The organism is Streptococcus mitis, from assembly GCF_003942795.1.
GTDB classification, from domain to species: domain Bacteria; phylum Bacillota; class Bacilli; order Lactobacillales; family Streptococcaceae; genus Streptococcus; species Streptococcus mitis_BJ.
The window spans coordinates 77,057-98,546 of sequence record NZ_RJNY01000005.1; the positions used below are offsets into that span (position 1 = coordinate 77,057).

The 21,490-nt window shown below is 38.5% G+C and carries 25 protein-coding genes and 2 pseudogenes; 21 read left to right on the forward strand and 6 right to left on the reverse strand.

The window, feature by feature from the left end; genetic code table 11:
* The first annotated feature begins 3 nt into the window (after window positions 1-3).
* The 4 genes and pseudogenes from D8847_RS03740 to D8847_RS03750 form a co-directional block, all read left to right on the forward strand.
* Complete coding sequence (locus tag D8847_RS03740; protein ID WP_000751227.1) at window positions 4-702, forward strand: response regulator transcription factor; 699 nt, start codon at window positions 4-6, stop codon at window positions 700-702.
* Window positions 699-1,733, forward strand: a complete 1,035-nt coding sequence (locus D8847_RS03745) for a sensor histidine kinase (protein WP_125840653.1) — start codon at window positions 699-701, stop codon at window positions 1,731-1,733. The genes D8847_RS03740 and D8847_RS03745 overlap by 4 nt, the downstream gene beginning before the upstream one ends.
* A 58-nt stretch (window positions 1,734-1,791) precedes the next feature.
* Window positions 1,792-1,923 (forward strand): hypothetical protein, encoded by a 132-nt coding sequence (locus D8847_RS10765; RefSeq protein WP_000586623.1) that lies wholly within the window; start codon window positions 1,792-1,794, stop codon window positions 1,921-1,923.
* A 3-nt stretch (window positions 1,924-1,926) separates the two neighbouring features.
* Window positions 1,927-2,373 (forward strand): annotated as a pseudogene (locus D8847_RS03750) (replication initiator protein A); the annotation flags it as partial.
* A gap of 204 nt (window positions 2,374-2,577) precedes the next feature.
* On the opposite strand, the gene D8847_RS03755 reads toward D8847_RS03750, so the two are convergent.
* Window positions 2,578-3,096 (reverse strand): DUF4865 family protein, encoded by a 519-nt coding sequence (locus D8847_RS03755; RefSeq protein WP_185756567.1) that lies wholly within the window; start codon window positions 3,094-3,096, stop codon window positions 2,578-2,580.
* Between the two features lie 108 nt (window positions 3,097-3,204).
* On the opposite strand from D8847_RS03755, the gene D8847_RS03760 reads away from it, so the two are divergent.
* From D8847_RS03760 to rpsD, 3 genes are all read left to right on the forward strand, one after another.
* Complete coding sequence (locus D8847_RS03760) at window positions 3,205-3,936, forward strand: LysR family transcriptional regulator (RefSeq protein ID WP_125840655.1); 732 nt, start codon at window positions 3,205-3,207, stop codon at window positions 3,934-3,936.
* 114 nt (window positions 3,937-4,050) lie between these two features.
* Window positions 4,051-4,458: a polyketide cyclase gene (locus tag D8847_RS03765; protein ID WP_125840656.1), complete on the forward strand. Its 408-nt coding sequence runs from the start codon at window positions 4,051-4,053 to the stop codon at window positions 4,456-4,458.
* A 248-nt stretch (window positions 4,459-4,706) separates the two neighbouring features.
* Window positions 4,707-5,318: a 30S ribosomal protein S4 gene (gene rpsD, locus D8847_RS03770; protein WP_000092756.1), complete on the forward strand. Its 612-nt coding sequence runs from the start codon at window positions 4,707-4,709 to the stop codon at window positions 5,316-5,318.
* An 81-nt stretch (window positions 5,319-5,399) separates the two neighbouring features.
* On the opposite strand, the pseudogene D8847_RS03775 reads toward rpsD, so the two are convergent.
* Window positions 5,400-5,900 (reverse strand): annotated as a pseudogene (locus D8847_RS03775) (site-specific integrase); the annotation flags it as partial.
* Window positions 5,901-6,120: 220 nt separating this feature from the next.
* Here D8847_RS03775 and D8847_RS03780 point away from each other — a divergent pair.
* The 5 genes from D8847_RS03780 to D8847_RS03795 all read left to right on the forward strand — a co-directional run bounded on the left by D8847_RS03780 (window position 6,121) and on the right by D8847_RS03795 (window position 10,704).
* Entirely contained in the window at window positions 6,121-7,842 is a 1,722-nt protein-coding gene (locus D8847_RS03780; protein WP_125840657.1) for a hypothetical protein, read from the forward strand.
* A gap of 13 nt (window positions 7,843-7,855) precedes the next feature.
* Complete coding sequence (locus tag D8847_RS10625) at window positions 7,856-8,032, forward strand: hypothetical protein (RefSeq protein WP_000343799.1); 177 nt, start codon at window positions 7,856-7,858, stop codon at window positions 8,030-8,032.
* Complete coding sequence (locus tag D8847_RS03785) at window positions 8,032-8,496, forward strand: hypothetical protein (protein ID WP_001039967.1); 465 nt, start codon at window positions 8,032-8,034, stop codon at window positions 8,494-8,496. Before D8847_RS10625 ends, D8847_RS03785 begins: the two co-directional genes overlap by 1 nt.
* Complete coding sequence (locus tag D8847_RS03790) at window positions 8,497-10,074, forward strand: AAA family ATPase (RefSeq protein ID WP_125840658.1); 1,578 nt, start codon at window positions 8,497-8,499, stop codon at window positions 10,072-10,074.
* Window positions 10,075-10,221: 147 nt separating this feature from the next.
* Window positions 10,222-10,704, forward strand: a complete 483-nt coding sequence (locus tag D8847_RS03795; RefSeq protein WP_125840659.1) for a hypothetical protein — start codon at window positions 10,222-10,224, stop codon at window positions 10,702-10,704.
* A gap of 345 nt (window positions 10,705-11,049) precedes the next feature.
* On the opposite strand, the gene D8847_RS03800 is transcribed toward D8847_RS03795, so the two are convergent.
* The 3 genes from D8847_RS03800 to rpmF all read right to left on the reverse strand — a co-directional run bounded on the left by D8847_RS03800 (window position 11,050) and on the right by rpmF (window position 11,994).
* Window positions 11,050-11,568 carry an HXXEE domain-containing protein gene (locus D8847_RS03800; RefSeq protein WP_125441856.1) on the reverse strand — a complete coding sequence of 173 codons (519 nt, stop codon included), beginning with the start codon at window positions 11,566-11,568 and terminating at the stop codon, window positions 11,050-11,052.
* A 78-nt stretch (window positions 11,569-11,646) separates the two neighbouring features.
* The gene (rpmG, locus tag D8847_RS03805) at window positions 11,647-11,796 is read right to left on the reverse strand and encodes a 50S ribosomal protein L33 (protein ID WP_001265622.1); all 150 of its coding nucleotides are present in this window, start codon (window positions 11,794-11,796) and stop codon (window positions 11,647-11,649) included.
* A gap of 15 nt (window positions 11,797-11,811) precedes the next feature.
* Window positions 11,812-11,994, reverse strand: coding sequence for a 50S ribosomal protein L32 (gene rpmF, locus D8847_RS03810; protein ID WP_000290417.1), 183 nt, complete (start codon window positions 11,992-11,994; stop codon window positions 11,812-11,814).
* A 220-nt stretch (window positions 11,995-12,214) separates the two neighbouring features.
* Between rpmF and ilvD the strand changes: the two genes are divergently transcribed.
* Window positions 12,215-13,918, forward strand: a complete 1,704-nt coding sequence (ilvD, locus tag D8847_RS03815) for a dihydroxy-acid dehydratase (RefSeq protein WP_125840660.1) — start codon at window positions 12,215-12,217, stop codon at window positions 13,916-13,918.
* A gap of 60 nt (window positions 13,919-13,978) precedes the next feature.
* Here ilvD and D8847_RS03820 read toward each other — a convergent pair whose 3' ends face one another.
* Window positions 13,979-14,320 carry a metal-sulfur cluster assembly factor gene (locus D8847_RS03820; RefSeq protein WP_061588499.1) on the reverse strand — a complete coding sequence of 114 codons (342 nt, stop codon included), beginning with the start codon at window positions 14,318-14,320 and terminating at the stop codon, window positions 13,979-13,981.
* 167 nt (window positions 14,321-14,487) lie between these two features.
* Between D8847_RS03820 and hisS the strand changes: the two genes are divergently transcribed.
* From hisS to D8847_RS03865, 8 genes are all read left to right on the forward strand, one after another.
* The gene (hisS, locus tag D8847_RS03825) at window positions 14,488-15,768 is read left to right on the forward strand and encodes a histidine--tRNA ligase (RefSeq protein WP_125840661.1); all 1,281 of its coding nucleotides are present in this window, start codon (window positions 14,488-14,490) and stop codon (window positions 15,766-15,768) included.
* A gap of 220 nt (window positions 15,769-15,988) precedes the next feature.
* The gene (locus D8847_RS03835) at window positions 15,989-16,630 is read left to right on the forward strand and encodes a CPBP family intramembrane glutamic endopeptidase (protein ID WP_125840662.1); all 642 of its coding nucleotides are present in this window, start codon (window positions 15,989-15,991) and stop codon (window positions 16,628-16,630) included.
* A gap of 17 nt (window positions 16,631-16,647) precedes the next feature.
* On the forward strand, window positions 16,648-16,866 hold the full coding sequence (locus D8847_RS03840) for a hypothetical protein (protein ID WP_000832176.1): 219 nt from the start codon (window positions 16,648-16,650) through the stop codon (window positions 16,864-16,866).
* A 151-nt stretch (window positions 16,867-17,017) separates the two neighbouring features.
* Entirely contained in the window at window positions 17,018-18,781 is a 1,764-nt protein-coding gene (gene aspS, locus D8847_RS03845; protein ID WP_125840663.1) for an aspartate--tRNA ligase, read from the forward strand.
* Entirely contained in the window at window positions 18,759-19,700 is a 942-nt protein-coding gene (locus D8847_RS03850) for a YitT family protein (protein ID WP_125840664.1), read from the forward strand. The genes aspS and D8847_RS03850 overlap by 23 nt, the downstream gene beginning before the upstream one ends.
* Before the next feature lie 746 nt (window positions 19,701-20,446).
* Window positions 20,447-20,737, forward strand: a complete 291-nt coding sequence (locus tag D8847_RS03855) for a WXG100 family type VII secretion target (protein ID WP_038804232.1) — start codon at window positions 20,447-20,449, stop codon at window positions 20,735-20,737.
* 46 nt (window positions 20,738-20,783) lie between these two features.
* Window positions 20,784-21,269: a type VII secretion protein EssA gene (locus tag D8847_RS03860; RefSeq protein WP_125840665.1), complete on the forward strand. Its 486-nt coding sequence runs from the start codon at window positions 20,784-20,786 to the stop codon at window positions 21,267-21,269.
* Window positions 21,232-21,489, forward strand: a complete 258-nt coding sequence (locus D8847_RS03865) for a hypothetical protein (RefSeq protein ID WP_009013811.1) — start codon at window positions 21,232-21,234, stop codon at window positions 21,487-21,489. Before D8847_RS03860 ends, D8847_RS03865 begins: the two co-directional genes overlap by 38 nt.
* The last annotated feature ends 1 nt before the right edge of the window (window position 21,490 follow it).

The following is a 21,490-nucleotide window of genomic DNA, read 5'->3' on the forward strand; positions in this document are numbered from 1 at the left end:
CGGATGAAAAAGACAATTTTGCTGGTTGATGATGAGATAGATATTCTAGATATTCAAAACCGCTATCTTATACAGGCAGGTTACGATGTTTTGGTCGCCCATGATGGTAAGGAGGGATTAGAACTTTTCAGAAAAAAATCTATCGACCTCATTATTACAGATATCATGATGCCCAATATGGATGGTTATGATTTTATCAGTGAAGTTCAGTATATCGCTCCGGATCAACCCTTCCTCTTTACAACTGCTAAGACAAGCGAACAGGATAAGATTTATGGATTAAGTTTGGGGGCAGATGATTTTATAGTCAAACCCTTTAGCCCACGCGAATTGGTTTTAAGAGTAAATAATATCTTGCGTCGTCTTAGCCGTGGAAGAGAGACAGAACAGATCGAGTTTGGTGACTTGGTAATCAACCATGTGACTCATGAGGTTCGCATTGGGGATCAACCTTTGGAATTGACCGTGAAATCCTTTGAACTTCTATGGGTATTAGCCAGCAATCCTGAGAGAGTCTTTTCAAAGACGGAACTTTACGAGAAGGTATGGCAAGAGGACTATGTGGATGATACCAATACACTCAATGTTCATATCCATGCTTTGAGGCAAGAGTTGACCAAGTATACAAATTCAAATGCTCCTGCTATCAAAACTGTCTGGGGTTTGGGCTATAAGATGGAAAAACCAAGAGGTAGAAAATGAAATTAAAAAACTATATTTTAGTGGGGTATCTAGTGTCGACTCTACTAACGATTTTGGTCGTTTTCTGGGCAGTCCAACGGATGTTGATTGAGAAAAGTGAAGTTTACTTTCTAGTTGGAATGACTTTGATTGCTAGTTTCATTGGCGCTGCAGTGAGCATCTTTCTTTTGTCGCCAGTGTTCTCTTCTCTGAAACATTTGAAAAAACAAGCTCAGGATATAGCAAGCAAGGATTTCAGCACAGAAATTGAAACCAAGGGCCCATTAGAATTTCAAGAGCTGGGCCAGGCTTTTAATGACATGTCTCACAATTTGCAAGCTACCTTTCAATCACTTGATGAGAGCGAGCAAGAAAAGAGAATGATGATTGCGCAGCTCTCTCACGATATTAAAACTCCCATTACCTCCATTCAGGTTACTGTGGAGGGAATTCTAGATGGAGTGGTTAAGGAAGAGGAACGGTTTCACTACTTAACCACGATTGGTCGGCAAACTGAGCGTCTAAACAAGCTAGTTGAGGAATTGGATGTTTTGACTCTTAATACACAACCTCAAGAAACTGCTGATGAGGAAGTCGAAGAGGTCTTTTTAGATCAGCTGTTGATTGAGTCAATGAGTGAATTTCAACTCCAGATTGAACAAGAGGAGCGGGATGTTTACATTCAAGTATCACCTGAGTCAGCGAAAATCAAGAGCCATTCTGACAAACTTTCTCGCATTCTGGTCAATTTGTTAAACAATGCCTTTAAATATTCAGAACCAGGAACCAGAATCGAGGTTCTTGCCCAATTAACAGAACAAGAGCTGAGAATCAGTGTGAAAGACGAGGGTCAGGGGATCCTTCCTGAGGATTTGGAAAAGATCTTTAAACGACTTTATCGTGTAGAAACTTCACGCAATATGAAGACAGGTGGGCATGGCTTAGGACTTGCGATTGCACGCGAACTAGCCCATCAGCTTGGTGGCGAAATCACAGCAGAAAGTCAATATGGCTTAGGAAGCAAGTTTACATTCAGCCTCAATTTGAAATAAAGTCGTAGTAAGCGTCTAGTGTTTTGAGGTAAATAGTAAGGAGAGAATTTTAAGAGAGATGATAATCCAGTTTTTGATGAAGGAAACAGGTTCAACACGAAAAGAAATAATAGCAAGTATAGAAGAACTTGAGGCCTTTGGATTGATAGGATTTAACGTGAACGGTGACTTTAGACTGAAAGAGGTGTAATTGATGAGACAAATTCAGTTTATTAGTGCCAGCCATTATCAGACATCTGATCGCTTTTATGCCTTACCAAAGGTTTTGTTTGAAAATCCTATTTATGAAGATATGAGGTTAGATGCAAAAGTCGCTTATGCTATGCTTAAAGATAGACTAGATCTTTCTTTCAAGAATAATTGGATTGATGAAGATGGAAATATCTATTTGGTATATTCTAACTCTAATTTGATGAAGATCCTTAACTGTTCAAAATCTATCCTATTAAGAATTAAGAAGCAACTCACAGAGTATGGATTAATTCATGAGGTTCAACAATCTACAAGTAAATCAGGAAATCTAGCTAATCGAATTTACCTTGGTCTCTTACAAGATGACACAGTTGCTAGAATGGTTGATAAATCAGGTGATTTCAAATCTGACACTAGGGGGGTGTCAGATTTATACGGGGCTGGTGTTCATACTAAGGAGCAACTGAAGGCTATTATCGCGGAATTGAGTTAATATCATAGCCAAAAAATCGTTACATGTCGTAACGATTTTTTCATTCAGCCGATGACAGTAAAGGTCATACAATTTTGGGAAGAGCAAGTATACTATCATAGTGTGCAAAAAATGAAAAATTGTTTGCTCAGGCGTTTCCCTACTACTTATCATAGGTGCTTATTGTGAAATGTGCAAAATTTCAAATGTTGGTAGTTGTGTGTCGGGTTTATTGGTATAAAAAGTAAAGATACATTTTTTCCATTTATCAGGATTAAAAATAACAACTTTGCCACTTTCGTTGGTTTGCATTTGCTCATAAATGGCAAAGGATTTTAAACTTTCAGATGCTTCTATATCAATGACTTCCAATGTAGCATATTTACTTGAGTCAAAATGATCAGATATTTCGACTGATGAAGTCACTCCGATTTCAATATTTTGCCAGCCAAACGAATTTAAAATATGATCAAAGTANCCATCAAATATGAATTTTGCCATTCCGTTGGTATTTTTCCAAATATATAGCGGACAGTAACTGTTAAATAATTGGCCTTCAGATTTTTCAGAGATTAAATAAACTTTGAAAAACAAATCGTCGAATCCATCCATTAAATGACCTGTATTTCGGACACGTTGTCTAATGATATCCATATCATAATCTGATGGCAATTTTATAGTATATTGCATTGCTTGCATAGCAGTACCCCTTTTCTAATGAACTATTGACAGTATAAATGATTTTTATCATGTTGAATAATACTTAAAAATGATATAATTATCATAAAAAGTGATAAGGTGTTTTAAATGAATTTTAATGATATGAGTATTTTTGTGACAATCTATGAGACAAGGTCAATAAACAAAAGTTCAAAGATCTTACAATATGCGCAATCTAATCTCAGTGCTAGATTAAAGGTGCTTGAAACTGAATTAGATACGAAATTATTTTACAGAAAATATAATGGTTTAGTTCCGACAGAAAGTGGAGACTTATTTTATCAATTCTGTAAGGAAACTTCTAACAATTTAGAGAAATTAAAAAAGAAATGTGAAACCTCGAAAATATCCGTCTTAATTTCAGAATTGTTATTCAATCACGATATTAATAATTCACAAACAATTGATTTGGATAAAAGTGAGATTAATATCCAAAAAACTTCGGATATACCAATCATTGCTCATCAGGAAGACTTTGATAAAATTTTTTGCTTTCAAAAAATTGAAAATTTAAAGTATTATGATGAGACTATCGGACATATTGAGTCAGTTTATGCTTGTTCAAGTATCATAAAGACTAGTGAGGAAATGCCTATATTCGTTAATAAAGATGAAAATTGTCCTTTTAGAAAACAAAGCTTAATGAAGTTTGCTCATTTAAAATCAGTTGTAGAAATTGATTCTTTTGAGAACATTATCAGCTTAGTTGAAAACGGGAAAGGAATTGCACTATTGCCTAAATGGTTAAATAAGAGAGCGAAAATCAAGCCATACGACCAAGACATCGTTCTTATCCCATTTTATCAGTATGAAAAGTAGAACCTAATCAAGTAGACTATTTAGAGGAAATGCTAATGCTATGATGAAAAATCATTTGACAAACATTATAAGTTGTTTTATAATAAGTACACTTATATTAAAAGGAGTGTCAAAATGGAATTTAGTTTTAGTTTAAACATAAGAGCATCAAAAGAAGATGTATGGGCCTACTATGAAAATATTGAAAAGTGGTATGATTGGGAAGAAGATTTAAAAAATATTACATTAAAAGGTGGATTTGAGACGGGTTCATACGGAACTATGGAACTCGAAGGAATGCCCCCTATGGAATATCAGCTCACGCTTGTAAAACCTCTTGAAGAATTTTGGGATAAAACGGCAACTCCATTCGGTGATATTCTTTTTGGTCATCAAATTATTGAGAATAATGATGGCACTGTAAATGTAAAGCATACTGTATCTTTGGATAGTGAAGACAAGCAACATCTAGAATTTTTAAGTCAAGTCTTTTCAGATGTTCCTCACTCTATTTTCATTCTAAAAAACCACTTAGAAAGATAGAGGGAGTGCTGTTTGTTGACACTGCAATATTAAAATAATTTAGTTCAACTTATAAATCCCTTTACAAATCTAGCTTTTCATGGTACAATAGCCTTTGTGTGAAATAGCAGCAGGAAAGCATGAAGCTCGTCAACAGGTGTCTTATGACAAGTAACCTTGGCTGTTTAGGCGAAGGGCATCTGCACGAATCAGGGCTTTCTAAGTGACTATTTCCACCGAAATATTATTTATATCAGGAGGACATACACATGTCACGTTATACAGGACCATCTTGGAAACAAGCTCGTCGCCTTGGCCTTTCACTTACAGGTACAGGTAAAGAATTGGCACGTCGTAACTACGTACCAGGTCAACACGGACCAAACAACCGTTCTAAATTGTCAGAATACGGTTTGCAATTGGCTGAAAAACAAAAACTTCGTTTCACTTACGGTGTAGGTGAAAAACAATTCCGTAACTTGTTCGTACAAGCAACAAAAATCAAAGGCGGAATCCTAGGTTTCAACTTCATGCTTCTTTTGGAACGTCGTTTGGATAACGTTGTTTACCGTCTTGGTCTTGCGACTACTCGTCGTCAAGCTCGTCAATTTGTAAACCACGGTCACATCCTTGTTGACGGAAAACGTGTTGATATCCCATCATACCGCGTAACTCCAGGTCAAGTGATCTCAGTTCGTGAAAAATCATTGAAAGTTCCAGCAATCCTTGAAGCAGTAGAAGCTACTCTTGGACGTCCAGCATTCGTATCATTCGACGCTGAAAAATTGGAAGGTTCATTGACTCGCTTACCAGAACGCGACGAAATCAACCCAGAAATCAACGAAGCACTTGTCGTTGAATTCTACAACAAGATGCTTTAAGATAAGAATTTATATTGTAAGAAGCCTACAACAGTGGGCTTTTTGCTTTGTCTTAAAACGTTGATTTCTGGGTTTGTTCAGTTATAAACTTTTTAGTGCAGTTTCATAGAATGAGACTGTTTTTTTTGCGTTCTCTTTTGAGAGATAACTGTATATATCCATGGTCATAGATAATTGGGAATGTCCTAGACGGTGCTGAAGTTCCTTGTAAGGTATTCCAGAGTTAAGCAAGAGACTAGCGTGAGTATGGCGAAAACCATGAAAACCAATGTTAGGTACGTCAGCATGTTTAAAGTGAGTTCTTAACCTGGTTTGTAGAGTTCGATTATTGGGGTACTCATTTATGAAGTCAGAAAAGACTACAGTTTCAGAGCGCCCAAGTTGCCAAGCTTCTTGTACTTGTCTATGTTTGTACTGCTTCAGCATACTAACAGTCGCTTGATCTATATCGATATCACGATAGCTAGATTTTGATTTAGGACTATTGAGTTCTTGATTATAGTTTAGTGTTTTTGTGATATGCACAATGGCATTATCTAAGTCAATATCAGACCATTCAAGCGCTAGAGCCTCATTGATATGATAATCGATTTCTATATACCAAAAATACCTATCGAGTAACTATAAGGTCAGCGTGAATCAAATACTTTCGCTTCATTCTTATGATAAGTTGAATTAATAAAATAATTATGATATTCTTTTTCTATAAGGAAAAAATCAAAATGATTTTAAGATAGTTTATTTAGAAAATTAGTCAAAATTTTTTCTAATTAATTTGGAAATCATTAACAAGGGGGATATTATGGCTGAAAGAATAATACATCAAGCTGATCTTCGTGAAATCGAGAAAAGTTTGCGCTCTATCCATGAAGGATTACGAACAATTGATGCTAGAGTTGATGTAGCAAACGAAAATCTTCAAATCGTTTATGATGAAATTGGTAGTTTAGCACAAGAATTTCATGAATTTGTGAATATCCAACAAAAAGCTAATAGATTAGGACAAGCTGAAACTCGACTGGTAAAAATCCGTCAGGAAATTGAGAAGAAATATGGACATTATGATATTGTTCGTCGTACTACCACAGGGATTTTACAAGCTGATGATTTAGGAATTGTCAAAAAGGAAACAATCAGCACTGCAACAGAAGAACTAATGATATCAACTCCAGGTTACTGGCTTGCTCCATGCTTAGTTGCATTAGCAGCATGGATAAATAATCAACCTGAGTTAGCTGAAAAAGCAGTCAAGGAAGGGATTAAACGAAACGATGAAAAAACCTCCCTTTTCTTTGCCTTAATTTGTAGAAGAGCTAACAGAAAGAACGCATGCCTTAAGTGGACTCAACGTTATCTAGCTAATCAAGATGAAGAAAATCTCGACAGAAATTCTATAATTATCTTAGATGCTTTTGCGAGTGGACTCTTGGGAGCTGATACCGAAGGAGTCATCTCACGTCAAATGAATGAATGGCTCAGTCGACTTGAAGAAAAACCTGGTTTTACTGAACAGCAAACAGAACAATGGTCCGAAGCCATTAACTTAAAAAGAAGAGAACTAGATGAAGATTTATACCCTAACCTAAGAAAATATAGTAATAGTTGGCCTGTTCTAGAGGATATTTTAGAAGGTGCTCATCTCCATGAACAAATATTAAACTATCTAACTGATATTTTTGAGAAAAAAGGGTCTACAGAAAGCGTCAAAGAACAATTAGATGATATTTTAGACACACTTGTGACTGATTTTGATAACGAGGAACTAGCTCTTCGAAAACAAGAAAAATTCGAGCAGTTTGTGGTTGACTTTGGAGGAGATGACAACCGTGCTCATCAAAACATGGATATTGAGGTGACTGCATTTGAAACCCATAAAGACTTCACCCAGTTGCTTACCGATGCAGCAATGAAACCCGAATCTTCTCACTCAAGTATATCAACCCAAAAATTTGCACTGGCTCTTTCTCGTGATTGGGCAACAAACGCTTATAATGACGTTACTGCAAAAAATCGCATGAAGATTCCTTACGAAATTGAAATTAATGTGGATACTTTTAATGATAAATCAACAGATGGCCAAAACGAAAACGAGTTGATTGAAAAATTCAATTCTCAGATTGACTCTGAAAAAGAACAAACTTTGTCAAACTACTTCCCAAGTTTATTTGATAAATTCCTTTTGTATGGTGGTATAGCTATCGGAGTAATCGGTTTAATGATGATTTTTGGGAATATTTTCTTAGGTTTAATAGCTATTATAGCAGGGATTGTTATGGTTCTTAAGCATAAATCTAATATTGAAAACATTGAAACGAATCGCAAGAAAATTGAAGAACAATACGAGAATAAAAGAGTGAATGGTGAACAAATTATAAGAGCTACTCTAGCTGAAATTGTAGACTTTAGAATTGAATTCTCAGAGAAAGATGCTGAAAGCACTAAAGTTCTTGATTTCCTCGAACAAATAAGACCTGAACAATATGTAAACAAGTTGGCATCATCTAATAGAAAGATTAAAATTTGAGGAGGTAATTGACATGGATGAAAAATATAAAGGCGATAGTAAGCTATCATCTAATAACACCACTCCATTTAAGAGCATTAATACTGAAGAAGATATCACTGAAGAACCTATGAGCGTGTTTGCTGAGGGACTCCCTTCATGGGATATTGTGCCCCCACAATTGCTAGTCAGAAGGAAACGGCAAAAATAATGAATAAACCACAAACATATGCAGAATGGGTAAATGTCTTAGCTATTTTTAAAAATAAAGATGATGATGAAACAGTTTTAAAAATGATGAAATCTGGAACTATCGAATGGCAATACGGTGTGGCAGAACGTTTCTCTACAAAGTTAATTGACGCTGTTAATTACCGTATGAATGTAGCTTCAGATAAGTTTCAAAATGATTTACTAAAATCCCAAGGATACGAGGGAGCTATTATTCAAGCAATTCTTTCTTTGAGAAAAGAAATGACGTTCTTAGCTGAAGCAATCAATCTTCCTGTAATTCCGGATAAAGAGCGACAACACTACCTAAATCTCGTTATAGAACAAGCTAATAGTATGCAAAAATCTTTAGAAGAATCTGCAAAACAGGACCGAAGCGGGAAAATGTCAAGTATTATTAGAAATCATAAAATTAATTCTTTTTTAAATAAAGGTGAACAGTAAATGAGCAATATAGTAAAAAGCAAAGAACTTCTTACGAGATATTCACTTGCAAGAATTCCTTTTATTGCTATCAATACCATTGAGCCAAGTAGAACATTAGATATGTTAAAGGAAATATCTGAAGAATTACAACTTCCGTTCAACGTACATACTCTCACCAAAGGTGTGTATGATCTTAGTTCTGGTAAGAATGTTAACGATGATAAATCTGTTTATGGTGCAATAGATTACATGACGGACCAAATGCAAAAGAAACAATACCAAACTATTGTACTGACAGAAGTTCCGGATCTTAGTAATGAAAATAGCGATTCTAAACAAGTCTTAGCACTGGTCAATCTAGCCAATGAAACTGGAGGCGTTGTGATAGTTTTTACCAATACCCCTATTTGGAATCAACTTCAACGGCAAGGTATGACAGTAAAAATAGATTTACCTAACGAAGAGGAAATGTACTCAATAATTCAAGAATACATTGACGACTATAGAAACGATATCCAGATTGAATGGGACAACTCCGATATTCGAGAAGCTGCAGCAGCTCTCAATGGGGTAACTAAAATTGAGGCGGAGAACGTTATCGCCGCTTTGATTGCAAATAAGTGCATAAGAAAATCTGATTTAGATGAGATAAGATTTGCAAAAGATCGCCTATTCTCTGATATATCTGGTCTAGAAAAAATCGTTGTAGATGATTCTGTAAAGGATGTCGGAGGACTTGAAGGATTAAGGAAGTGGCTTGATGAAAAGAAAGAATTGCTAACTCCCGAAAAGAAAGATATGTTACGTGAGAAAGGATTGCAGCCACCTAGAGGAATACTCCTAGTAGGTGTCCCTGGATGCGGAAAATCTTTATCTGCTAAATCAATTTCCGCTAACTGGAAACTTCCATTATATCGTTTAGATTTTGCAACGGTTCAAGGAAGTTATGTAGGTCAGTCTGAACAGCAACTCAAAGATGCTCTAACTACCGCTGAGAATGTATCTCCATGTATTTTATGGATTGATGAAATAGAAAAAGGACTGTCAGGAGCTACTGGAGGCGCTAATGATGGCGGTGTATCTACTCGTATGGTTGGTCAATTCTTATTCTGGATGCAAGAATGCAAAAAACAAGTTTTTGTAGTTGCAACAGCTAATGATGTGTCTATGCTTCCATCAGAACTTCTCCGTCGAGGAAGGTTTGATGAGTTATTCTTTGTTGATTTACCTACTGCAGATGAGCGTAAAGAAATACTTGCTTTGTATTTTAAAAAATACTTAAGTCTAGAATTTGAAGGAGAGTTTGCTGATAATATCATTCAAATAAGTGATGGTTTCACTGGTGCGGACTTAGAATCGACAGTTAGAGATTTAGCTTACCGAGCTATCGCTAATAACAATTTTATTCTCAACGAAGAGAATATCATGAATGCTTTCAATAATGTAGTCCCACTCTCTCAAACTAGCCCAGAAAAAATTGAGGCTATTAGAGATTGGGGGAAAGAAAGAGCTGTTCCTGCATCTGGAAAACCAATCGGTGGAGAGGGACTTGTTCATAAACAAAGTGGACTTAAAACAAGAAAAGTACTTGTTTAATAAGTTCATTATTTGGACACGGTAACTGTAATCTCAGTTTCGTGTCCATTTTTATAATTCCTTAAATGAAGATCTATTCTGAGAGTACCATTAAAAGGAATCTTAAATTGCAAAATATAACTTATAACACGATTAGGAGAAAAATAGATGCCTAGACCAATGTTAAATCCATACCAATCCCAAAAACAAACACAAGCAAGCCATATCATGACTTCTAACTTAAAACAACCACAAATAGATAAATTGAGTTTAGATAGGCTTCTAAGAAAATCACGGTCTAAAGAATATATGGATGCTATTCATCAACTAGATGCAGGAGGACATGTTCATAATAAAAAGGAAGTAAATGAAATTATTAATACAATCAAGTCGGAATTCCCAGATGTGGATATTAATGGAATTCTCCTAGGTTTTGTAGCAAAATGTTATTTAGGAACACCTTACGAAGCGCACACCCTAGACTTAGTTGGAGAAATCATTGAGCATTATAAACTAGGAGAGATATTACCTGGTGGACTCGATAAAGCCAAAAGCATTGCTTTACATGGAGGATATGATTTTATCGAAGTTTATACAGACTGTTGTCGAGCAATTAGCTCAAATGGTTCCGTATCAGTTATAAAAGACTAATTATGTATAGAACAGTAACATATGGCATACAGAGAATTTCATAAATAATTGGTAATTAACCTAAAAGGATACTATTAGGTAACAGGAAAAATTCATCTCGATGTTAAAACGACTACTGTATTATCTTTGTAATATAGTAAAATTATCAGGAATCGCTTGGAATAATTAATTTGTTTGTCTCTATGTAATAACAAGAATTAGTGGCATGAAAGTATATCTATATAGTAGGACACAAAATATCTATTACCAACGCGCTACTTAGCTAGTGGGGGCGACATTCGGCGGTTCCGCCTATTCTCTTTTATAACTAAGAATTTGAGAACCATTTTGTCTCAGATTCTTTTGTTAATGGCAATGGGCAAGCCGGGCGGAATACTTTTTCCCGAGCCAGAGAGCAAAGAGGAGATTGATGACGACGATGCCTGAACCGACCAGTGAAAATAGGAAAAATTCGCTAGTCGAAACCTGCCACAAATGCACGATGTCTGTAATCAAATAACCACTGACAGGAAAACAAAGGATAGAAGTGATGAGAGCAGGGATATACTTACGGAGAAGAATTGATTGTCCAATATGGAGCAAGAGATGGAGTGCAAAGGCCACAAATCCTCCTAACCAAACTAATTCGAGCGCTCTAGATTGAGTAAAATACGCTAATAAAGTGATGGATAAGACAAGGAAAAATTCTTCAAAAACAGCAAGGGCAAATCCCTCTGTTGTAATTCCTTTGTGAATCTTGAGAATAGCTGGAGCCTTTTGAGCCAGCAAGGTTTCGTTGAGATGAATCCAAGGGACAAGACCGATAATTTCTTCCATATCGTGAAAGATAAAGAGTAGAGGGAACATCCAAAGATAAAATGCCATAAATCTCTCCTGAAAAGTTATAGATCGCTAACCAATAAAGCAAAAAACGCCCAGTAAGGCGTTTTGAGCTAGGTATGCTTATTTAACTTCTGTAAACACAACGTGTTTGCGAAGTTTTGGTGAGTATTTCTTCAATTGAAGACGGTCTGGAGTGTTACGTTTGTTTTTAGAAGTAAGGTACAAGCGTTCACCAGATTCTTTGTGTTCAAGTGTGATATTTACGCGCATGGTATCTCCCTTCTATTATTCAGCTGATGCAGCTTTAGCGATCTTACGTCCTTTGTAGTATCCTTTAAGTGATACGCGGTGAGAACGTGAGTAATCTCCAGTAGTCTCGTCAAAGTTTACAGATGGAGCTGTTACTTTGTAGTGTGTACGACGTTTGTTTTTCTTCGCTTTTGAGGTGCGACGTGCAGGTACTGCCATTTTCTTTTCTCCTTTAGGTATTTAAATTCGATTCAATCTACTGATTTTCATCAACCATACTAGGATAACACATTTTTTTTGTAAAGTAAAGTTACTTGACAAAAAAAGATGAAAAAATTAGAAGTTTTTAATCGGAATTTTCTGAAAATTCAAGAATTTTATTCTGTTCATTGCCTTTAAAATGTGCTATAATGGTAAAAACTGAAATGGGAGGGATAAGATGACTGAATTAGATAAACGTCACCGCAGTAGCATTTATGACAGCATGGTTAAATCACCAAACCGTGCTATGCTTCGAGCGACTGGTATGACAGATAAGGATTTTGAAACACCGATTGTGGGAGTGATTTCGACTTGGGCGGAAAATACACCATGTAACATCCACTTGCATGATTTCGGAAAATTGGCTAAAGAGGGTATCAAATCGGCAGGTGCTTGGCCTGTACAGTTTGGAACCATTACCGTAGCGGACGGGATTGCCATGGGAACGCCTGGCATGCGCTTCTCTTTGACATCTCGTGATATCATTGCGGACTCTATTGAGGCTGCGATGGGTGGTCACAACGTGGATGCCTTCGTTGCTATCGGTGGCTGTGACAAGAACATGCCTGGTTCTATGATTGCCATTGCCAATATGGATATTCCAGCTATTTTCGCCTATGGTGGAACCATTGCACCGGGAAATCTTGATGGCAAAGACATTGACTTGGTTTCTGTCTTTGAGGGAATCGGAAAATGGAACCACGGTGACATGACAGCTGAGGACGTGAAACGTCTTGAATGTAATGCCTGTCCTGGCCCTGGTGGTTGTGGTGGTATGTACACAGCTAATACCATGGCGACTGCTATCGAAGTTCTAGGGATGAGCTTGCCAGGCTCTTCATCTCACCCAGCTGAATCAGCTGATAAGAAAGAAGATATCGAAGCAGCAGGACGTGCTGTTGTTAAGATGCTGGAGCTTGGTCTCAAACCATCTGATATCTTGACTCGTGAAGCTTTTGAAGATGCCATCACTGTAACCATGGCTCTCGGTGGTTCTACAAATGCCACTCTTCACTTGCTTGCCATTGCCCACGCCGCAAATGTTGACTTGTCACTTGAGGATTTCAATACAATCCAAGAACGTGTGCCTCACCTGGCCGACTTGAAACCATCTGGTCAGTATGTCTTCCAAGACCTCTATGAAGTCGGTGGTGTGCCTGCGGTTATGAAATATCTCTTGGCGAATGGTTTCCTTCACGGAGACCGTATCACATGTACTGGTAAGACAGTTGCTGAGAACTTAGCTGATTTTGCAGATCTTACTCCAGGTCAAAAAGTCATCATGCCACTTGAAAATCCAAAACGTGCAGACGGTCCGCTTATCATCTTGAACGGGAATCTTGCCCCTGACGGTGCGGTTGCCAAGGTATCAGGTGTTAAAGTGCGTCGTCACGTTGGACCAGCTAAGGTCTTTGACTCAGAAGAAGATGCTATTCAGGCCGTTCTGACAGATGAAATCGTTGATGGCGATGTAGTCGTTGTTCGTTTCGTGGGACCTAAGGGTGGTCCTGGTATGCCTGAGATGCTGTCCCTTTCATCCATGATTGTTGGTAAAGGTCAAGGAGACAAGGTTGCTCTCTTGACGGATGGCCGTTTCTCTGGTGGTACTTATGGTCTGGTTGTCGGACATATCGCTCCTGAAGCTCAGGATGGTGGACCGATTGCCTACCTCCGTACAGGTGATATCGTTACGGTTGACCAAGATACCAAAGAAATTTCCATGGCCGTATCCGAAGAAGAACTTGAAAAACGCAAGGCAGAAACAACCTTACCACCACTTTACAGCCGTGGTGTCCTCGGTAAATATGCCCACATCGTATCATCCGCTTCTCGCGGAGCTGTGACAGACTTCTGGAATATGGACAAGTCAGGTAAAAGATAAACTCAAAAAGCAAGCCATTTTCGGCTTGCTTCTTTTCATCTTCAAAAGTGATTTGCCTGCTTAACGAGGTGGCAGTCCAAGGGCAATGCGGCCGTAGCGACTAATTCGTGTAATCTTCCAGGCAGGCGACCAGGTCACTTCAACCTTGACATCTTCGATACCCTCGATTTGTTTTAGACCTGCGACGATTTCGATAGGCAGGCTTTCGGCGCAATCACAGGCAGTGTCAGTGAAGGTCATGACAATCTTGCAGAGACCCGTTTCGTCCAGATTGATTTCATAAATCAGCCCTAGATTGTAAACATCCAATTCCACATCTGTATCAAAAATCTTCTCTAGTTTATCGATAATTTGATCTTGCAAGGCCAAAGCGCGGTCATTGATTTTGATATCGTCTCTCATAACAGTCCCTCCACGTGATAAATATCCTCTATTTTCTCATAATTCTGACAATTTAGCAAGTTTTTGATGAATTTTCTGAAAAGACTCTCTTGAGATTTTCTCCTCTCACTGTTTTAATCGCTTTATTTATGGTAAAATAAGACTATTAAGTTTAAAGAGGATTCCCTATGAAATTACAAAAACCAAAAGGAACGCAGGATATTTTACCTGCTGAGTCTGCTAAATGGCAGTACGTTGAGGGCTTTGCCCGTGAAATTTTCAAGCGCTATAACTATGCAGAAGTGCGCACGCCTATTTTTGAGCATTACGAGGTCATCAGCCGCTCTGTCGGAGATACGACCGATATCGTAACCAAGGAAATGTACGATTTTTATGACAAGGGTGACCGCCATATTACTCTCCGTCCAGAAGGAACTGCGCCCGTTGTCCGCTCTTATGTGGAAAATAAACTCTTCGCACCAGAAGTGCAAAAGCCAAGTAAATTCTATTACATGGGCCCTATGTTCCGTTATGAGCGTCCACAGGCAGGTCGTTTGCGCCAGTTCCACCAGATTGGTGTTGAGTGTTTTGGCTCTAGCAATCCAGCTACCGATGTGGAAACCATCGCTATGGCAGCTCATTTCTTGAAAGAAATCGGCATTCAAGGTGTTAAATTGCACCTCAACACTCTTGGAAATCCTGAGAGCCGTGCAGCCTATCGTCAGGCTTTGATTGACTATTTGACACCACTCAAGGAGACCTTGTCTAAGGATAGCCAACGTCGTTTGGAGGAAAATCCTCTCCGTGTCTTGGACTCTAAGGAAAAAGAAGACAAGGTGGCAGTGGAGAATGCACCTTCTATCTTGGACTTCCTTGATGAAGAAAGCCAAGCCCATTTTGATGCTGTCCGTCAGATGTTGGAAAATCTGGGTGTAGACTATATCATCGATACCAATATGGTGCGTGGTCTGGACTACTACAACCACACCATTTTCGAGTTTATCACTGAGATCGAGGGCAATAACTTGACGGTCTGTGCGGGTGGTCGCTACGATGGTTTGGTTGCCTACTTTGGTGGTCCTGAAACTGCTGGATTTGGATTTGGACTTGGTGTAGAGCGCCTGCTTCTTATCCTTGAAAAGCAAGGTGTGGCCCTTCCTATTGAAAACGCCCTAGATGTCTATATCGCAGTCTTGGGTGAAGGAGCAAATGTCAAGGCCTTGGAATTGGTACAAGCCCTTCGCCAACAAGGCTTCAAAGCAGAGCGTGACTACCTCAACCGGAAGCTCAAAGCTCAGTTCAAGTCAGCCGATGTCTTTGCGGCTAAGACCCTCATCACGCTAGGAGAGAGCGAAGTCGAAAGCGGACAAGTGACGGTTAAGAACAACCAAATACGAGAAGAAGTGCAAGTGTCCCTTGAGACCATCAGCCAAAACTTCTCTCAAGTCTTTGAAAAACTAGGATTTTAATGACAGATAAACTGGTCAGGACCTTACTCCTGACTCTCTTTTTCCTAGGATCAACATTGCTCTTGCTTGCTCCAAAATATCTTTATAAAACCATTACTACCGTTTCTATTTTTGCAAGAGGAATTCGCTGATTAGCCCTTTTAGTTGCGACTGTATTCCACATTTTTATCAAGATGATGTGAATAACAATGCTAAGTCTTCATTTCAATAGGAGTCTTTTATGAAACTACTTAAAAATCTTGGCTGGTTTTTTCTAGCTGTCCTATCCTTTTTCTTTGGCTATGGTTTGGTTCAGAGTACGGCGCTGTCAGCTCTTGGACTAGGGGCTTCAATCTTTGGAGTCTTGCCACTCTATATCGTCCTGTCAGGGGCCTATGTTTATGGAGTTTACAGATGGTATCAGACAGAAAAGGTTAGCATCCAGACAACAGCTTTTAATCGTTATATCTGGTTGCCAACCCTGGTTTTGCTAGTGGCGATTACAGCCCAGTTCTTTTTGCCGGATGATCCGTCAGTCAATCAACAAATCGTATCACAACTGACAGTTGCTCAGCCTGTCTTTGGTTTCTTTATGGTAGTGGTCTTTGCTCCTCTAACGGAAGAACTCATCTTTAGAGGGATGTTAGCGCGCTATCTCTTTCCTAAGCAAAACAACAGCAAACAGACAGCTCTGTTTCTCCTCGTATCGAGTGTGCTTTTTGCCTTGATTCATTTTCCAGGGACTTTGCAACAGTTTTTAGTTTATGCTAGTCTGGGATTGAGTTTGGGACTGGCTTATGTGAACCGAAAAGGCCTTCTTTATAGCATTTCTCTCCACGCTTTGAATAATTTAATCGGCTTTTTGATGATACTCATGCTATAATAGAGTCAGGAGGTCACATGAAACGAGTAATTTTATTAGCAGTGATACAGGCGGTCGTTCTCTTCTTTATCATCGGGGCACTTGCCTATGCCTTTAAAGGTGATTTCTTTTACAACTATCTAGCAGTTGTCTTTGCGCCTATTGCAGGTGTCTTGCGTTTTGCTTCGGCTTATGCGACGGAGATTGTTCTACCTAAAAAGGCAGCTGAGATTGCTGAAAAGCGTAAAAAAGGTTAAGAATCATAATCAGAGAATCCGATGACGTTTTCATCGGATTTTTTGTCTGTTCGTTTTGATTTCTAAAGACAATCAAACTTTTCTGCTGATTTTCATGAAGAGCCTGCGCTTTTATGGTAAAATAGTAACAGAATAAAAGAGGAGAGAAACAATGAAACGTAGTATGTATGCTGGTCGTGTTCGTGAGGAACACATCGGACAAGAAATGACCTTGAAAGGCTGGGTTGGCCGTCGTCGTGACCTTGGTGGTTTGATCTTTATCGACCTTCGTGACCGTGAAGGGATCATGCAGTTGGTTATCAACCCTGAAAAAGTATCTGCAGAGGTCATGGCAACAGCTGAAAGCCTTCGTAGCGAATTTGTCATTGAGGTGACTGGACAAGTCGTAGCGCGTGAGCAAGCCAATGATAAATTGCCAACGGGTGCAGTTGAGTTGAACGTGACAGCTCTTACAGTGCTTAATACTGCTAAAACAACCCCATTTGAGATTAAGGATGGTATTGAGGCCAATGACGATACGCGTTTGCGTTACCGTTACCTTGACCTTCGTCGTCCAGAAATGCTAGAAAACCTTAAACTTCGTGCTAAAGTGACCCACTCTATCCGTAACTACTTGGATGAGTTGGAATTTATCGATGTGGAGACGCCATTCCTTTCGAAGTCAACGCCAGAAGGGGCGCGTGACTATTTGGTACCATCTCGTGTCAATAAAGGGCATTTCTACGCTCTTCCTCAAAGTCCACAGATTACCAAGCAACTCTTGATGAATGCTGGTTTTGACCGCTATTACCAAATCGTCAAATGTTTCCGTGACGAGGACCTGCGTGGTGACCGTCAGCCTGAGTTTACCCAGGTCGACTTGGAAACGTCTTTCCTTACGGAGCAAGAAATCCAAGATATCACAGAAGGTTTGATTGCGCGCGTGATGAAAGAAACCAAAGGCATTGACGTGACGCTTCCATTCCCTCGTATGAAGTATGATGACGCGATGGCTCTTTACGGTTCTGACAAACCTGATACCCGTTTTGACATGTTGCTTCAGGACTTGACAGAAGTGGTCAAGGGTGTTGATTTTAAAGTCTTCTCAGAAGCGCCTGCCGTTAAAGCCATTGTGGTCAAAGGAGCAGCAGATAACTACTCACGTAAAGACATCGACAAGATGACCGAAGTAGCCAAACAATATGGTGCCAAAGGTCTTGCTTGGGTCAAGGTGGTTGATGGAGAATTAAACGGACCAGTTGCCAAATTCTTGACTGGTATCCAAGCAGAATTGACAGCAGCGCTTGGTCTTGAAGATAAGGATTTGGTTCTCTTTGTGGCGGATACGCTTGAAGTAGCCAATGCAACCCTTGGTGCCCTTCGTGGCCGTATCGCCAAAGAGCTTGGCTTGATTGATAACGATCAATTCAACTTCCTTTGGGTAGTTGACTGGCCAATGTTTGAATGGTCTGAAGAAGAAGGTCGCTACATGAGTGCCCACCATCCATTTACTCTTCCACAGGAAGAAACAGCTCACGAATTAGAAGGTGATTTGGCTAAGGTTCGTGCCATTGCTTACGATATCGTCTTGAACGGTTATGAGCTTGGTGGTGGTAGTCTTCGTATCAACCAAAAAGACCTTCAAGAACGCATGTTCAAGGCTCTTGGTTTCTCAGCTGAAGAAGCAAATGACCAGTTTGGCTTCCTTCTTGAAGCCATGGACTATGGTTTCCCACCACACGGTGGTTTGGCTATTGGACTTGACCGTTTTGTCATGTTGCTTGCAGGAGAAGAAAACATCCGTGAAGTCATTGCCTTTCCTAAGAACAACAAGGCAACCGACCCAATGACTCAAGCTCCATCAACAGTCGCTCTCAAACAACTAGAGGAACTCAGCTTACAAGTAGAAGAAGATGAAACAAGCAAAACGAATTAAGCGGTGGCGCTATTATCTGCGCCGCTTTGCTTATCAGATAAAAATCTTACGAGTTTTACAAAGTATCTCTCGGGAAAAATATGATGAGAAAGTATCGGCTTCTCTGGTTTATGGCTTTTTGTCAGCAGTAGCAGTCAATTTCTTTTTTCAACCAGGACACGTTTACTCCAGTGGTGCGACGGGTTTGGCACAGATTATCTCTGCCTTGAGTCATCACTGGTTTGGCTTTTACATTCCGATATCGCTAACCTTTTATGCTATCAATTTTCCGTTGATGATTTTGGCTTGGTATCAGATTGGGCATAAGTTTACAATCTTTACCTTTATCACAGTATCCATGAGTTCCCTCTTTATCCAGCTTGTGCCAGTTGTGACCTTGACAGAGGATCCCATCATCAATGCTCTTTTTGGGGGTGTTGTCATGGGCTTGGGGATTGGTTTTGCACTCCGTAACAATATTTCTAGCGGAGGTACAGATATCGTCAGTCTCACCATTCGAAAGAAAACGGGTAAGAATGTCGGCAGTATTTCTTTCTTGGTAAATGGGATGATTATGCTGATAGCAGGTCTGACCTTTGGTTGGAAATACGCCCTTTACTCTATGATTACCATTTTTGTATCGAGCCGTGTGACAGACGCGGTCTTTACCAAGCAGAAACGCATGCAGGCCATGATTGTGACCAATAATCCTGACAAGGTAATCGCAAAAATCCATAAAAAATTGCACCGTGGAGCAACCATGATCCACGATGCAGAAGGAACCTATAATCATGAGAGAAAAGCAGTCTTGATTACAGTTATCACACGAGCAGAGTTTAATGATTTTAAACACATCATGAAACAAGTTGATCCGACAGCCTTTGTCTCTGTATCCGAAAATGTCCACATCCTAGGACGATTCGTAGAAACAGACAATTAATAATACTCAAAAGACCAGTTCATATTGTCTAGAGCGTTTTTGTGTTGTTTAAGAAAATTAGATGTTGGTTTTAGATAACTACACATTTCAGATTTTTTAAACAAGATTTAATTGTTGATAACTAGAAAGGATTATTATGTTTGCAAAAAACAAATTTCAATACTGTATTTACAATCATGAGAGACTAGAACTTCATGAGCTTCAAAAGGAATATCAAAAGGATAAAGCTGGGACAAAACTTAAGTATGAAAACCAATTGTTCGCAATCCTTCATGGATAGAGCGCAAGTTGTTCTCGATAGCTCGAAGATCAGCTTGATGTATTATTCTTTCAGCCATAATATCCCCCTTGTTAATGATTTCTAAATTAATTAGACAAAATTTGGCCATAGAATATTCTTATCTTAAAGAAGTAATTATATACTGAAAAACAGGCCGTAATTACACATGATTCAGATAAAATATACCAGAATTATTTTAGTTTCTTCTTATAGTAATAAGAAAATCATAATTGATACTTTAATTCAACATACTATGAAATGAGAATATGAAGTTTTCTATGAGGAAAATGTGCACTTGATTTAACATTTTAGGGCGTATGAAAACTTTGAATACAGGTTTCTTTCTATCTAAATGTTTTTGCAGATACTTTTTTTGATAAATTTGTATTACGAGTGTGTAACTGATAGACAAACACTAAAATATATGATAAACTAAAGTAGGAAAAAATTTAAAAGGAGAATCCTTATGTCAGCAATTAGTTTAACTCCAGAACAGTTACAATCTCAGGCGGCAATTTATCTTAGCGCTAAAGATCAAATTGAACAAGCGGTACAAACCGTTAATCGAACAAATGGAGAAATGGCATCACAATGGAAAGGGCAAGCATTTAATGCTTACCTTGAGCAATATAACCAGTTGTATACACATGTTCAAAAATTCGAGGAGCTTCTGGTGAGCATCAACCAACAATTGAACAACTATGCTCAAACAGTAGCTGAACGTGACCAACAAGATGCACAAAGCTTTGGTTTGTAGTTAATTTTGAGGAGCGTCAGGGAAACTTGACGCTTATTTTTATATCATGATGAAGAAAATTAAAAAGTACCTTTTAATTCTTTGTATCGTATTTCCTGTGCTAGTTTATGCAGACGATGGTAGCTTAAAACTTGATACAGATATCATTACAAATAGTACACAGGAAACGGTCAAAAATAGGATAGAATCCAAATATGCTCCAAATTTATTTTTAAATCGTACCCAAAAGGTTGTGGATCAGAGAACTCAAACGACGAACGAACTGTTACAGGGGGCAGAGAAGACTATATTTACCGATAGTGAAAATCATTCTATTTATCGTTTAGAAACTACTGTCGTTAAAACATCATTGTTTAATCAATACACTGTAGAGGAGAAACCCTCTTTTAAACAAAGTGACTATTCAATTTTTAAGGATTGGATGGGAAGTGTATTGACAAGCTTTTTCTTGCTGTTTATGGTTTTGTTGGGAGTCTATCTAGGAAGGAAATGGCATGGATTACGGAAAAATAAAGTTAACTCTAGAGTATAGAGCAAAACAAATAGATATTCGAGTTTCAAAAGCTCTTACTTGGTTAAGATTAGAAGAATTATTAAAAGATACCAAAGTTAGAGAACAGTTGAATTTACCTCTAAATAGTTCGTTTTGTTTCAAAGTTAGAAATAAACAAATTCATATCGAGACAACGGATATCTTGGCTGCTTATCCAGTTAGTGATGGGGATTATATAGAGATTGAAGATGTATCATAGG

Bases quoted from the DNA above. Each gene is read 5' to 3' on its own strand.
- rpmF (WP_000290417.1), bottom strand. From the start codon at position 11,994: ATGGCAGTACCTGCACGTCGCACCTCAAAAGCGAAGAAAAACAAACGT.
- rpmG (WP_001265622.1), bottom strand. From the start codon at position 11,796: ATGCGCGTAAATATCACACTTGAACACAAAGAATCTGGTGAACGCTTG.
- D8847_RS03835 (WP_125840662.1), top strand. From the start codon at position 15,989: ATGAAACTACTTAAAAATCTTGGCTGGTTTTTTCTAGCTGTCCTATCC.
- D8847_RS03860 (WP_125840665.1), top strand. From the start codon at position 20,784: ATGATGAAGAAAATTAAAAAGTACCTTTTAATTCTTTGTATCGTATTT.
- D8847_RS03740 (WP_000751227.1), top strand. From the start codon at position 4: ATGAAAAAGACAATTTTGCTGGTTGATGATGAGATAGATATTCTAGAT.
- D8847_RS03780 (WP_125840657.1), top strand. From the start codon at position 6,121: ATGGCTGAAAGAATAATACATCAAGCTGATCTTCGTGAAATCGAGAAA.
- rpsD (WP_000092756.1), top strand. From the start codon at position 4,707: ATGTCACGTTATACAGGACCATCTTGGAAACAAGCTCGTCGCCTTGGC.
- D8847_RS03850 (WP_125840664.1), top strand. From the start codon at position 18,759: ATGAAACAAGCAAAACGAATTAAGCGGTGGCGCTATTATCTGCGCCGC.
- D8847_RS10765 (WP_000586623.1), top strand. From the start codon at position 1,792: ATGATAATCCAGTTTTTGATGAAGGAAACAGGTTCAACACGAAAAGAA.
- D8847_RS10625 (WP_000343799.1), top strand. From the start codon at position 7,856: ATGGATGAAAAATATAAAGGCGATAGTAAGCTATCATCTAATAACACC.
- D8847_RS03800 (WP_125441856.1), bottom strand. From the start codon at position 11,568: ATGGCATTTTATCTTTGGATGTTCCCTCTACTCTTTATCTTTCACGAT.
- D8847_RS03795 (WP_125840659.1), top strand. From the start codon at position 10,222: ATGCCTAGACCAATGTTAAATCCATACCAATCCCAAAAACAAACACAA.
- D8847_RS03820 (WP_061588499.1), bottom strand. From the start codon at position 14,320: ATGAGAGACGATATCAAAATCAATGACCGCGCTTTGGCCTTGCAAGAT.
- D8847_RS03790 (WP_125840658.1), top strand. From the start codon at position 8,497: ATGAGCAATATAGTAAAAAGCAAAGAACTTCTTACGAGATATTCACTT.
- ilvD (WP_125840660.1), top strand. From the start codon at position 12,215: ATGACTGAATTAGATAAACGTCACCGCAGTAGCATTTATGACAGCATG.
- D8847_RS03745 (WP_125840653.1), top strand. From the start codon at position 699: ATGAAATTAAAAAACTATATTTTAGTGGGGTATCTAGTGTCGACTCTA.
- D8847_RS03785 (WP_001039967.1), top strand. From the start codon at position 8,032: ATGAATAAACCACAAACATATGCAGAATGGGTAAATGTCTTAGCTATT.
- aspS (WP_125840663.1), top strand. From the start codon at position 17,018: ATGAAACGTAGTATGTATGCTGGTCGTGTTCGTGAGGAACACATCGGA.
- D8847_RS03765 (WP_125840656.1), top strand. From the start codon at position 4,051: ATGGAATTTAGTTTTAGTTTAAACATAAGAGCATCAAAAGAAGATGTA.
- hisS (WP_125840661.1), top strand. From the start codon at position 14,488: ATGAAATTACAAAAACCAAAAGGAACGCAGGATATTTTACCTGCTGAG.
- D8847_RS03840 (WP_000832176.1), top strand. From the start codon at position 16,648: ATGAAACGAGTAATTTTATTAGCAGTGATACAGGCGGTCGTTCTCTTC.
- D8847_RS03760 (WP_125840655.1), top strand. From the start codon at position 3,205: ATGAATTTTAATGATATGAGTATTTTTGTGACAATCTATGAGACAAGG.
- D8847_RS03855 (WP_038804232.1), top strand. From the start codon at position 20,447: ATGTCAGCAATTAGTTTAACTCCAGAACAGTTACAATCTCAGGCGGCA.
- D8847_RS03865 (WP_009013811.1), top strand. From the start codon at position 21,232: ATGGATTACGGAAAAATAAAGTTAACTCTAGAGTATAGAGCAAAACAA.